Source organism: Planctomycetota bacterium, assembly GCA_026387035.1.
Lineage (GTDB): Bacteria > Planctomycetota > Phycisphaerae > FEN-1346 > FEN-1346 > JAPLMM01.
This window is the reverse complement of record JAPLMM010000013.1, coordinates 1-12,242: the sequence shown is the minus strand read 5'-3', so window position 1 is coordinate 12,242 and position 12,242 is coordinate 1. Positions and strand designations below refer to the sequence as shown.

Here is a 12,242-nt window from a genome sequence, read left to right as displayed (position 1 = left end):
CCGGGCTATCTCCGTCCGCCCTGAGCCCACGAGGCCGGCGATGCCGAGGATCTCGCCCGCACGCAACTCGAACGTAATGTCGTGGAACATGCCGGGCCGGCTCAGACCTTCGACCTTCAGGATCGTCTCGCCGGGCGTGTTCCGCTTCGGCGGAAACATCTCGGTCAGCGTCCGCCCCAGCATCATGTGGCTGAGGTCGGAGATTCGGCAGTCGGCCATCGCGCGCGTCCCCACCATCTTGCCGTCGCGCAGGACCGTGACGCGGTCGGCGATCAGCGGCAGTTCGGCCAGCCGGTGCGAAATGTACACGATGCCGATCCCGCGCCCCTTCAGGCCCCGGATCACCTCGAACAGACGCTCGACGTCGTCGGCGCCGAGCGAGGCCGTCGGCTCGTCGAACACCAGCAGCCGCACGTCCTTGCGGATCGCGTGCGCTATCTCCACCAGGCACTGCTTGGCGTGGCTGAGGGACGCGACAGGTTCGTCAACCGATAGATCGAACCCCAGGTCGTCGAGGATCGCCTGGGCCCGTGCCCGCAGGGCCCGACGATCCAGCGAGCCGGGCGCCGCGCCGCCCGGCTCGTGGCCGAGCAGGATGTTCTCGGCCACCGTCAGGTTCCCCAGCACGCTCAGTTCCTGGTAGATGACGCCGATGCCCAGGGCCAGGGCCTGGCGCGGGTTCGTGAGGCGAACGTCGCGGCCGAAAAGCGCGATGCGGCCGCTGTAATCCGCGAAGCGGCCGGCCAGGACGTTCATCAGGGTGGACTTGCCGGCCCCGTTTTCGCCGACGAGGGCGTGAATTTCGCCCGCCCGGAGGTCGAAGTCCACCCCATCCAGTGCCCGGACTGCCTGGAAGGTCTTCACGATGCCTTCCATCCGCAGGATCATGTCGCCTGGTTTCATCATGTCGTCGGTCGTCGGCACCCCCGCGAACCCCCATAAGCCCCCGGCACCGCCGGGGGATGCCGCCCACGTTTCGCCGCCCGCCATCAAAGCCCGGGGATGAACGAAGTGAATCCCCGGGACGCCTTTCGCAGGTTTCCAAGGTACCGCGGCCAGATGGAGGAAGCAAGGCAAACGAAATCGAGCCGTCCCGTCGGAGCGCAGCGGAGACCCGCCGTCTTGTCCGCCGTAGCCTCGGCGAAGGCGGAAGCCCCGCCTCGGCGGGCGAAGGAGGGCCGCAAGTACAGCACCAAAATGCCTTTACACCCCCCGTTTTCTCTGCTATCCTTCCGTCCGCCCCATAAGGCTTAGAGGCTGTTTCATAACCCCCTCTCCCTGGATGGCCCGTCGAGAGCCTCTGGGTCGAACGAGAGAGGGAAGGCCTGTCCGCCGTCTTGTCCGCCATAGCCCGTAGGGCGACGGCGGAAGCCTTGGCGAAGCAGGGGCGAAGGTGGGTCGCCGTTGGACCCCTTTGGGGGGGCACGTCCATTGCAGCAAGCACATGACACGCCGAGTTCGGCCGATCGCAGGCCGACCGAATCTCCGCCGGAGCGGTTCATCGGCCGGCGCCAGTATGGCCGTTTCGGTGCTTGACACTTACAGGGAGGCGTCGTAGGGTAGGATTAGGCTCGTTCGGAGGCGGGCCGCATCGGGCTTCGGATACGGGTCGCGCCGAACCCCGATTTCCACCCACTTCCGGGACGCGACCCCGGCGACTGCCGGGAAGGCGTAGAGCATGCCCCCTGCGAGATCGGTGGAAGACCTGAAAAAGAACGCCGTCACCTTCTGGCCCACTGGGTTGGCGGATAAGGCCGAAGATGTTAGCGTCATTCCACGGCTGATCGAGACCCAAGACAAGTTTATCAGCCTTCTCTACCTGGCGGACAAGTCCCCCGTTTGCTGGAAGAACGTTCTGCCTCAGACGGTCCAGTTGCCGCCGAACCTATTCCTCAAGCACCTGATGGTTCTCACGGACCTGGGCGGAGAGCCTCTGAAGCGACTCAAGACGGAGATAGCGGGGGTCTTCCGGAACGGCAGAATTGACTATGTCTGGCGTGAGCGGCAGTACGCCTACGATTTCCGGTCCTTGGCAACCCGTGGCGGGTGGGACAACAAGAGCCTTAAGGTGGACGGCAAAGGTATCAGGACACCTGGTGCGCTTACTCCACCGATGGAAGACGTCGCAATGCTACTGATGTTCGGCGCTTCCGCCATCCACGCCGCCCTGCCGGACGTTATTACGGATAAGTGCATCCTGGGAGATATGCTAGGCAAGAAGCAGGAACTTGACCGCTTCGTCCGCCAGCGCTACATTTGGGTCAGCAAGATAACCGGCGGGGCCACCGCCAATGCCCTTGGCCATTTGGCCCAGGAGTACGTTAGGGAACGCCTGCAAACATTGTTGCCGGATTGGGGCTTCTCGCGCAAGAGCATTCCCGACATCAGCCAGACCGGCGGGCGCACCGAGATCGCCTTCGACATGGTGGCGGCGTCGCCGACCGGCCAGTACTGCGCTATTGAGGTCAGTTTCCAGTTCACCACCAACAGCACCATCGAACGCAAGGCGGGACAGGCCAAGACACGCCACGCCGTGCTCGCGCGAAACGGGCACCACATAGCCTACGTCATTGACGGAGCGGGCAACTTCGAGCGTGCATCCGCTCTCACAACGATATGCCGGTATAGTGACTGCACCGTGACTTTCAAGGACGAGGAGATCGAGACCCTGGCCAAGTTCCTTCTCTCGATCCGTGGCGCGAAATCCCTGTAATGGCTCACAGAAGCGAGACAAACTGCTCTCTATCGCGCAAGCACGTGAAGGTCGGGTGCGCAAGCGACCTGGCGGTGCTTGAGGCGCGGCAACCCGCGGTCTGGACATTCCTCCTGCCTTTTGCCCCAAGTGTCACCGGCTGCCGCGTTTCGGGCGAATGGGTTAGCGCCCTAAGAGCCTTTTTGGGCAGGATGAACGGGCAAAGCACCGTCTGCATCCTCACAACGCCCGAAGGCGCAGCCACCCTTTGGCCACAATTGGAAGACCTCCTCCGGTTTCATCTTTGGGTCGGCGTGAAAATCTGCCGTCCAGAAGTAACAGCAGGCGGGCTGCCACTCCACCACGCGGCGCTCCTTGTCATGACGAAGTATCGAGAGAGCCTGCGCCACACCAAGACACGCATCGGCTATACCTACTGCCCGGCCTGCGACAGGACCACCAAGGACTACGGCGGCAAGAAGCACACGTATGATCCTTACGGGACTCTTATGTCAGACGTCTGGCGCGACATAGACTGCGATCCCGCGCAGTTCCCGGTATCAGTTGTCGGCCGATTGCAGGACTTCTTCGGCCTGCCGCCGTATGAGAGCCTGAACCTGGTTGACCTGCGTGCGTTGCGCGTGCTGAAGCGGGAGCATCCGGCGTCACCGCCAAACACACCCGGCCAGTTCCAGGAATTGCCGCAAGGACTGCGCTCGGAACTGATTAAAGGGGAGTGCCTGGAGGTACTGCATCAAGTCCCCTCCGACAGCGTAGACTTCTGCTTTGCCGACCCGCCCTACAACCTCAAGAAGAAATACGACAACTGGAACGATGGCATCGATGTTCGAGAATATTTTGAGTGGTGCGACCGGTGGCTGGCCGAACTCGCAAGGGTGTTGAAGCCGGGCAGAACGCTTGCGGTGCTCAACATCCCCTTGTGGGCCATACGGCATTTCGCTTTCATGGCAAAGATACTGGAATTCCAGCACTGGATCGTTTGGGAGGGCCTGAGCCTCCCGGTGCGCATGGTCATGCCCGCGCATTACTCAATCGTATGCTTCTCCAAGGGGCCGCCTCGCATCCCGCCCGGCCTGATTCCGGCAGAGCGCTGCCGCTTGGAAAGAGAATCGCTCACCGCCCTCAAGGAATTGTACTGCTTACGCCAGGACTGCGTGCGAGCGCGCCGCCTGTTGGACCAACGGGATTCGGAGGCCCTCACGGACCTTTGGTGGGACATCCACAGACTCAAGCACAACAGCCGAAGAGTGGATCATCCCTGCCAACTGCCCCCTGCTCTTATGAGAAGGCTTATCGCCCTGTTCACGAAGGTGGGCGAGTGCGTCTTGGATCCATTCAACGGCGCGGGGACAACCACTCTGGCCGCCGAACAACTAAATCGGGACTTCATGGGCATTGAACTCTCGCCGAAGTATCACGAATTGGCGAGCAAGAGACATGCCGAACTGCGATCGGGCCTGGACCCGTTTGAGAAAACAAGTCGTGTGCCCAAGGCGAAGAACAGCAACGTGAAGCGCCTGCCCAAGCAGCGCTATGCCGTGCCCAAGAAGGACCTGCAGCTCGAGGTCAGAAGGATTGCCCGGGAACTCGGCCGCCTCCCCTCGCGCGAGGATGTGGCAAGACTCGGCAAGTATTCAATTGAGTATTACGATAAGTACTTTATTAGTTGGGGCGAGGTGTGCGCTGCCGCCAGGAATGCCGGGATGAATGAGAGGCGCACCCTGACCCTGCGAGACACAACCCCCCCGAGGCAAATGGTTCTCGATCTGGATACCGGCCCGTCGGGAATTCGGGGGCCCCAACACTGATTTCGCTTTTCCGATTTCTCCTTGTTCGCCGTTGGACCCCCTTGGGGTCCCTGTTCCTTCAAAGGAGCCCTCCCGAAGGGACCCCGTTGGGGTTCGGGCCGGCGACAGGCGATTTCCGGCGACACGCTTCAACGGCAGGCTTGAGACTGGAGGCTTGAGGCTTGAGACCTCAGGTCGCGAACGCCGCTTTGCGGCAAAGCCGATCCGCGATGGTGTTCCCTTCAAACCTGAAACTCGAAACTCCGTTTTTCCCTCAAACCTCAAGCCTCAGGTCTCAAGCCTGCGTAGCAAACGGCATGCCAAAGACACGGGAAAATAGTTATTAACATAAAGGTATGCACATGGCATGGATGGAAAAAGTGCGAAAAAGGGCACAAAAACCGGTAAAAACCGGTCAAAAAACGCGAAAAAAGTCGAAAAAAGCACTAAATTCGCGCTAGCCCATCTTACCAAAAGCACCCCGTCCGCCGAAAAATCCCCCCGGACGCCACCGCCAAGGCCCATGGCCTGTAAAAAATCGCCCAAAAATCTCCCCGAAAACCTCCTCCCAAAAGTTATCCACAATCGCCGCCCGCGCTCAGTCCATGTGGAATACTTCTTCGATCGTGTGCCACCACTCGCCTTCCTTGCGCGCGGGCACGGGCACCTGGAGCGGGTCCGTGTGCGTCCACCAGCGCTTGGTGGCGGGGTCGGCGGCCATCCGCGCCATGTCGCCCTTGAAGTCGTCCCCCGTGTATTCGAAGTAACTGAACAGATAGTACTTGCCCGGCGCCACTTCGGCGAGGTAGATGGAGTAGTTCTGGATATTCACTTCGCGGAGCCTGGCGAGGACTTCGGGCCAGACCGCGGCGTGCAACCGTTTGTATTCGGCGATGTTCTCTTCTTTGATGCCGATCACCGAGCCGTAGCGCTGCACCTTGGCTTTGCCCGTCACACATCCCGCGACAGCGAAGCAAAAGGACACGATGATAGCGGCTGCTATGAGTCCGATGTGCCTGTCCATCGCGTGAACCTCCTGTCCAATCATGGCCCGTTGGGTTGCGTAGTGCCGTATGTTATCAAGGATATCCGGCCGGTGCAAGCAGCAGGTGATTGAGTCCGTAGACTTCTGTAAAAGCGGTTCGGCGCAAGGAGTGGCGAGCCGGTAGCATCTCCTGAATCGAGAACCTTTAGAGGAAGGAGGTGAGGTGCTCCCCATTGTCAAGACCAAAAATGTCCTGGATTAAGATGGTCTCAGAGTCCAACGGTTGCTGGAACGGAAGGAGCCCGTAGGGCGACCCGCCTTGGGCGGGCAACCGGGCGCGCCGCCGCGCGGCGGGATCGCCCGGGACGCTGCTGGAAGACCTGGTGCGCGTGGCCTTTTCGCGCTGGCCGATTGAACAGTGCTTCGAACAGGCCAAGAACGAACTGGGGCTGGACCACTTCGAGGTGCGTTCCTGGGAGGCGATCCACCGCCACCTGTACGTCACGCAACTGAGCCACCTGTTTTGCGCCCGTGTGCATCAGCGCCTCAGAGAAAAAAACGACTGCGAGCCTCTACCGCACCGTCGAGCAGGTCCGCGAGGCGGCGTCCGTCTGGGTCGAGGTCCAAGGCTTGTCCGCCCCGGCCCGACGCCGGAAGTACCGCGAAGCGGCCGAGCGGATCGCATACTACCGGCGCCGCAACCGGCAAGCCCGACGGTCCCATACGAAAACAACCCGACGACGGCTTCGCAAACTCGGCATCAAGGTCAATCAGTTGAGGTCCTGTGTGCCGGGTGAACCATGACTAAGCGGCGCTGTAGTACTAGGCTCACGGCCCTGAGCCGGTCGAAGGGCAAAATGTAGAACGAACGGCGGCCGGCAAGGGCATGATCTACGCAGCGAGATGACAGGGCGCGGTGGGCGAACGGAGAGCGCCCCCGCAAGCGGGTCGGCGAAACGGGTGTGGCGTGCGGGGGGAGTTGATTCCGGTTGACCGGGGGGGCGGGGGGGCGTATAAATTACTGATCAGGCTCATCGGGAGCCTGAACGGCCACAAGGCCGTGAACGGTTACGGTACTAGTACGGCGCGGGGGTCTGGGGCCGCGGTGAATGCTTGACGGCCGGCCCGGCTCGTCCAACCATGACCGCCATCGGGTTCGGCGCGTGTCTGCGGCGCCGCCCTCGAGGACCCGCCAAAGAGGAGGCCTGCCATGTGCACCGCCTGCAAGTCTGCCCAGTCACGTTGTCCGCTCAGCCTGAGCCGCCGGCGTTTCCTGAGGACCGCGGGCGTCTCGGCGCTGGCGCTTAAGATGGGGATCTTTGACTTCGCCGCGTCGCTCCTGGGGGGCGAGCCGGCCCCCGAGGGGAAGGCCCGGATCCTGGCCGGGTTCGTCCGACCGAAGACGGACCGCTACTGGATGGGCTGGCCCGGCGCGGCCTACGACGTCCCGGCCCGCCAGGCCGACTACACCCGGGTGATGACGGCGGCTGCCGAGAGGCTCGGCGTCGCGCTGGACCTGACGCAGGACCCGATCCCCGACGGCGGTGCCATGAGCGCCTTCCTGGAGCGCGTCAAGCAGGCGGCCCCCGACGGGGTGATCCTGGTCTGCATGTCGCTCCACCCAAGCGGCTGGGGGCCCATCGACCAGTTCCTGGAGAGCCGCGGCGAGGTCCCGACGGTCGTCTTCAGCCCGATGGGCACATCCTTTACCGGCCATCTCCAGCAGAGCCGTAAGGCCGCCCGCGCCTTCGTCGGCGCCACCCAGGACGTCGAGTGGCTGGCCCACGGCGTCCGGATGATCGACACGATGTGGCGGATGCGCGGGACGCGGCTGTGCATCGTGACCGGCAAAGGCGGCGCCGACAAGCCCATGGATGGCCTCGGGACGACCCTTCACTATGTGCCGCACAGCCGCTTCTTCGACGAACTGGCGAAGGTCGAGGAAGGGGACGAGGTCCGCGCCATCGCCGACCACTATGCCAAGGAGGCGAAGCGGATCGTCGAGCCCACGAAGGAGGAACTCATCATCGCGGCGAAGAACTATATGGCGGCGCGGCGGCTGATGGAGGCCGAGAAGTGCCAGGGCTACTCGATGGACTGCCTCGGGCCGGTGGGCGGCCGCAAGATGCGGCCGCCGTGCATGGCGATGCTTCGCCTCAACGATGAGGGCAGCGTCGGGGCCTGCGAGGCGGATTGGAACGCGGCCCTGTCGCTGCGCCTGACGTCGTACCTGTTCGGCCGGTCGGGGTTCATGCAGGACCCCGCCCCGAACACCGTGAACAACACCCTGATGGGGGCGCACTGCTCGTGCCCCACGCGGCTGGACGGGTTCGACAAGCCCCCCGCGGAATTCATCCTGCGGAGCCACTCGGAGTCGAACCTCGGCGTCTCGCCGCAGGTCCTCTGGCGGATCGGCCAGAAGGTCACCCTCATGAAGTTCGACGGCCCCGGCCGGATGATCCTGGGAACCGGCCGCGTCGTCGCGAACATCGACACGCCGCCGTCCGGCGGCTGCCGTACCAGCGTCGAACTCGAAGTCGACGGGGTCGCCGACACGCGCGATGTTAAGGGCTTCCACCAACTCTTCATCTACGGGGACCTGGAGAACGGCTTCAAGGCCTACGCGCAACTTGCGGGCATCGAGGTGGTCCACATCTGACCGGCGTGTCCACGAACTTGCGCACGTGGCCACGCCCAGAGCCGGTCGCCCAGTTGTTTGCAGTACGATTCCATCGGGCCGCTGGAGATTGGCCAACCCATCGCCTCATACGTCGGATAGTCCGGGCGGTCTGTCCCGGCGCGCCGGGATAATCGAGCAGTCGCCGGAGCGTCTCTCGCCGGGACCGACTTCGCAGCCGGACCCGATACAGGTAATGGGCCGCCATCCGGCCGCCGCGTTCGTGTAGCCGTCCGCCCCAACGTTCGGCCCAGCGTCGGCCGCACGTCTCGTCCTTCGCATAGAAGGCCTTGCCCGCTTCGTATGCAGGGCGTAACTTTTTTGTGCTGCACCCGGGAGGAGCGGGGGGAGTTGATTCCGGTTGACCGGGGGGGCGGGGGGTTTACAATGGCCGCCACCGGTGGAATTGAGGAACGTTATGGCCGAGGCGAAACAGCCGCTGGCTTTCATCACGGGCGCGACGGGAATGATCGGAAGCCACCTGGCGCGCCGGCTCCTGGACGAGGGCTGGCGCGTGCGGGCGCTCGCGCGCCGAACGAGCGACACGCGGCTCCTCGAGTCGTGGGGCGTCGAGCGGGTCCAGGGGGACGTCGGCGACCCGGCGGGCTCGTTTACCCCCCACCTGGAGGATGTGGATTACGTGTTCCATTGCGCGGCGATGGTGTCGGACTGGGCGCCGCTCGAGGAGATGGTGCGGGTGAACGTGGAGGGGACGCGGCACCTGGCGGAGGCGGCGATCGCGTGCGGGCGGATGAAGCGGTTCGTTTTCTTAAGTTCGATGGTCGTCCTGGGGATGGCGCCGCAGCGGGAGTTGGACGAGACGGCCCCGATGATCCACACGGGGGACCATTACAACCTGACGAAGATCCGGGCGGAGGAAACGGTTCGGCGGCTGGCGTCGGAGCGCGGGTTGCCGGCCGTCATCGTCCGGCCGCCGTACGTGTACGGGCCGCGGGACCGTCAGTTCTTGCCGCGGGTCCTGGAGAACTTGAAGAACGGGAAGTTCCGTTTCGTGGGTTCCGGGCGCCATCCGATCAGCCTCTGCCACGTGGGGAACCTCGTGGAGGCGCTGTACCTGGCGGCGACGCGGCCGGGAGTGGTCGGCGAAGTGTTCCTGGTGACGGACGGCGACGCGGTGAATCGCGTGCGGCTGATGGAAATCATCTGTGAGGAGACGGGTTACGCGATGCCGACGCGTCACGCGCCGACGTGGGTGGTGCGGTTGGCGTGCCCGGTGATGGAGGGACTGTGGCGGCTGAAGGGGGCGAAGGAGCCGCCGCTCGTGAACAGGTTCCGGCTGAAGTTCATGACGACGCCGCTGACGTATCGGATTGAGAAGGCCCGGCGTCTGCTGGGTTACGAGCCGAAGGTCGGGACGGAGGCGGGGCTGCGTGAGACGTTGCGTTGGTTCCGCGAGAATCGTGCGGATTTGATGCCGTAGGAACGGCGCGGCGGCGCGCGGCGGGGCGAACGGCGAGCGCCGCGCAAGCGCGGCGGCTAAATGTGGACGGCGCGCGGGGCAAAACATTTCACCCGGTACGCGGTTAGGCGATGGCGTTGGCGAGGCGGATGATGTCCTGGACGGAGTAGGTTTCTCCCCTGGCAGCGGGGTCGAGGCCGACGGCGCGGAGGCGATCGGCCCAGTGCTCCGGCGTTCCCCCCAAGGTCGGCGAGAGGGCCAGACTGCGCGCGGCCTGTTTGCGGCGATGGCCGAACAGGCCTTCGATGGTGGCGCGAAAGGCGGCGAGGTCGGCGATGCGCTGTCGGCGTTCGGCCGAGGGAAGGATGCGGACCATCGCGCTCCGGACGCGCGGGCGGGGCCAGAAAACGCTCGGGGCGAGCCGGCGAAGGACCTGGACTTCGGCGAGGGCCTGAACGATGACGCCGACGGGCCCATAGTCGCGAGTGGCGGGAGCGGCGGCGAGGCGGTCGGCCACTTCTTTCTGGACCGTGAAGACGAGCCGCTCCGGCACGGGTCCGGCGACGAGAAGTTCGGCGACGAGAGGCGTGGCGGCGGCGAAGGGGAGATTGGCGACGAGTTTCAGCGGGCCGCCGAGGCTCGCTTGCCGCGACCGGACCCGTTCGACCATGGCGGGCGAGAGGGTGTGCTTGTCCTTGAGGGCGTCGGTGCGGAGGAGGTCGAGGTTCGCGGCGGCGGCGAGGCGTTCGCGGGCGACGCCGGCGAGGCGCGGGTCGATTTCGACGGCGACGACGGCGCCCGCGTGCTCGACGAGGAGTTCGGTCAGGTTGCCGACGCCGGCGCCGACTTCGAGGACGGTGTCGCGGGGTCCGAGGTCCGCCTCGGCCACGAGGAGTCGCATGAGGTTGCCGTCGACGAGGAAGTTCTGGCCGAGCCGTCGGTCGAGCCGGAGACCGGCCTCGGCGAGGAGGGCGCGGATTTCGGTCTGGGTGGGCGGATGGGTCATGGCGCCGCTTTCGATGGTTCGACGTGACATTTTAGCAGCGAGCGGCGCCAGGAGCGCGTGGAAAAGGCCGGCGCCCAGGGGTTGCTTGACGCCGCGACTGGGCGGGTGTAGAGTTTGTGTCGAATGCGGCGAGGGAATGGGCGGCGGGCTTTTGCGAGGCGCGGCGGAGGATGAGGGATGACTTTGAAAGTGACCATTGATCGGCGTGCCATTGCCGACTTTTGCAAACGGCGCCATGTCCGCAGGTTGGCGCTGTTCGGTTCGGTTTTGCGGGAGGACTTTCGCCCGACGAGCGACGTGGACGTTCTGGTGGAGTTCGAGCCGGGCTGCGTGCCCGGCCTGGACTTCATCTCAATGGAAATGGAACTGTCGGAACTTTTGGGTCACAAGGTGGACCTGAGTACGCCGAACTTTCTCAGCGCCTACTTCCGCGATCGCGTTCTGGCCGAGGCCGAGGTGCTTTATGCCGCGCCGTGATCCCCGAGTGACGTTGTGCCAGATGCGCGACCATGCCCGGGAGGCGATGGATCTGGCGCGGGGCAAGACCCGGAAGGACTTGGACGAGGAACGGGTGCTTAGAGCCTATCCGAACAACCGTGTCTACTGCGGCCGGCTGCGAAGGCCGATGCCTGCGTTATCGGCCCCAAACGTCCTCAACGTGGCGTAAAGCCACGCCTCCGGGCGTTTGGGGCCTGCCGCCTTGGCCTCGGCCTTCTCGCTCGGCCTCGTCACGACCCGGTTATTCGGATAGGCTCTTAATCTGGCGCTGGTTCGGCTTCTGGAAATCATCGGCGAGGCCGCCAACCGCGTGCCCGCGACAGACCGCGAGCGGTATGCGCAGGTTCCGTGGGAGCAGATCATCGGTTTGCGCCACCGTCTGATTCACGCCTACGACCGGGTGGACTTCGATATCCTCTGGCAGATCGTGACGCGCGACTTGCCGCCCCTTGTGGCGGAACGGGAGAAGATCCTCGCCTCCGACTGACCGGGGTCCGCGGGTCTTTCACCCTCGTCCTGCGGTCCGCGCTGCTGCGCGGCCGCGTTGAATCATTTCCACCGCCAGGCGGATGGCCTGTTTCATGCTTTCGGGGTTCGCGATGCCGCGGCCGGCGATGTCGTAGGCGGTGCCGTGGTCCGGGCTCGTGCGGACGGTTGGCAGGCCGAGCGTGATGTTGACGCTGGAATTGAAGGCGACGGTCTTCAGCGGGATGAGTCCCTGGTCGTGGTACATGGCCACGAGGAGGTCGAACTTCCCCTGGGCGGCCTGGTGGAAGGCGGTGTCGGGCGGGAGCGGCCCGAAGGCGCAGATGCCGGCGGTCTTGGCTTCCTCGATGGCGGGCCCGATGATTTCGCGTTCCTCGTGACCGAAGCGACCGGCCTCGCCCGCGTGAGGATTGAGGCCGAGGACGCCGAGACGCGGCAAGGCGATGCCGAAGAACCGTTTCAGGGCGTCGTCGGCGAGGCGCATCGCCGAGAGGATGCGCTTGACGGTGAGCGAGCGGATGGCCTCGATGAGCGCCAGGTGGATGGTGACGAGGACGACGCGGAAAGGTCCGCCGGCGAACATCATGGCGACCTCCGCGGCGCCGAACTTTTCGGCCAGGAGTTCCGTATGGCCGGGCCAGGGGTAGCCGGCGAGGTGGACGGCTTCTTT

10 protein-coding genes are annotated in these 12,242 nt (G+C 64.4%); 6 read left to right on the top strand and 4 right to left on the bottom strand.

Annotated features, from left to right (window positions below):
• A partial coding sequence (locus NTX40_00445) for a sugar ABC transporter ATP-binding protein (protein ID MCX5647561.1) occupies positions 1 to 906 on the bottom strand: 906 nt, incomplete at its 3' end.
• A gap of 772 nt (positions 907 to 1,678) precedes the next feature.
• Here NTX40_00445 and NTX40_00440 point away from each other — a divergent pair.
• Together NTX40_00440 and NTX40_00435 are read left to right on the top strand one after the other, a co-directional pair.
• Positions 1,679 to 2,713, top strand: a complete 1,035-nt coding sequence (locus NTX40_00440) for a restriction endonuclease (GenBank protein MCX5647560.1) — start codon at positions 1,679 to 1,681, stop codon at positions 2,711 to 2,713.
• A gap of 74 nt (positions 2,714 to 2,787) precedes the next feature.
• Positions 2,788 to 4,521 (top strand): DNA methyltransferase, encoded by a 1,734-nt coding sequence (locus NTX40_00435; protein ID MCX5647559.1) that lies wholly within the window; start codon positions 2,788 to 2,790, stop codon positions 4,519 to 4,521.
• 577 nt (positions 4,522 to 5,098) lie between these two features.
• On the opposite strand, the gene NTX40_00430 is transcribed toward NTX40_00435, so the two are convergent.
• A complete protein-coding gene (locus NTX40_00430; protein ID MCX5647558.1) occupies positions 5,099 to 5,437 on the bottom strand; it encodes an L-rhamnose mutarotase in 339 nt (112 codons plus the stop codon).
• A 1,258-nt stretch (positions 5,438 to 6,695) separates the two neighbouring features.
• On the opposite strand from NTX40_00430, the gene NTX40_00425 reads away from it, so the two are divergent.
• Positions 6,696 to 8,144, top strand: coding sequence for a hypothetical protein (locus tag NTX40_00425; GenBank protein ID MCX5647557.1), 1,449 nt, complete (start codon positions 6,696 to 6,698; stop codon positions 8,142 to 8,144).
• A gap of 436 nt (positions 8,145 to 8,580) precedes the next feature.
• The gene (locus tag NTX40_00420) at positions 8,581 to 9,603 is read left to right on the top strand and encodes an NAD-dependent epimerase/dehydratase family protein (GenBank protein ID MCX5647556.1); all 1,023 of its coding nucleotides are present in this window, start codon (positions 8,581 to 8,583) and stop codon (positions 9,601 to 9,603) included.
• A gap of 103 nt (positions 9,604 to 9,706) precedes the next feature.
• Here the strand turns inward: NTX40_00420 and rsmA are convergent, their stop codons facing one another.
• A complete protein-coding gene (rsmA, locus tag NTX40_00415; GenBank protein MCX5647555.1) occupies positions 9,707 to 10,588 on the bottom strand; it encodes a 16S rRNA (adenine(1518)-N(6)/adenine(1519)-N(6))-dimethyltransferase RsmA in 882 nt (293 codons plus the stop codon).
• A gap of 177 nt (positions 10,589 to 10,765) precedes the next feature.
• Here rsmA and NTX40_00410 point away from each other — a divergent pair, with 177 nt between their 5' ends.
• Both NTX40_00410 and NTX40_00405 read left to right on the top strand, forming a co-directional pair.
• Entirely contained in the window at positions 10,766 to 11,065 is a 300-nt protein-coding gene (locus NTX40_00410; protein ID MCX5647554.1) for a nucleotidyltransferase family protein, read from the top strand.
• 289 nt (positions 11,066 to 11,354) lie between these two features.
• Positions 11,355 to 11,573 carry a DUF86 domain-containing protein gene (locus tag NTX40_00405; protein MCX5647553.1) on the top strand — a complete coding sequence of 73 codons (219 nt, stop codon included), beginning with the start codon at positions 11,355 to 11,357 and terminating at the stop codon, positions 11,571 to 11,573.
• An 18-nt stretch (positions 11,574 to 11,591) separates the two neighbouring features.
• On the opposite strand, the gene pdxA is transcribed toward NTX40_00405, so the two are convergent.
• Positions 11,592 to 12,242: 4-hydroxythreonine-4-phosphate dehydrogenase PdxA (gene pdxA / locus NTX40_00400; GenBank protein MCX5647552.1), on the bottom strand; the 651-nt coding region annotated here is incomplete at its 5' end.

Excerpts from the sequence above, each read along its gene's own strand:
- NTX40_00440 (MCX5647560.1), top strand. The coding sequence starts at position 1,679 with ATGCCCCCTGCGAGATCGGTGGAAGACCTGAAAAAGAACGCCGTCACC.
- NTX40_00425 (MCX5647557.1), top strand. The coding sequence starts at position 6,696 with ATGTGCACCGCCTGCAAGTCTGCCCAGTCACGTTGTCCGCTCAGCCTG.
- NTX40_00420 (MCX5647556.1), top strand. The coding sequence starts at position 8,581 with ATGGCCGAGGCGAAACAGCCGCTGGCTTTCATCACGGGCGCGACGGGA.
- rsmA (MCX5647555.1), bottom strand. The coding sequence starts at position 10,588 with ATGACCCATCCGCCCACCCAGACCGAAATCCGCGCCCTCCTCGCCGAG.
- NTX40_00410 (MCX5647554.1), top strand. The coding sequence starts at position 10,766 with ATGACTTTGAAAGTGACCATTGATCGGCGTGCCATTGCCGACTTTTGC.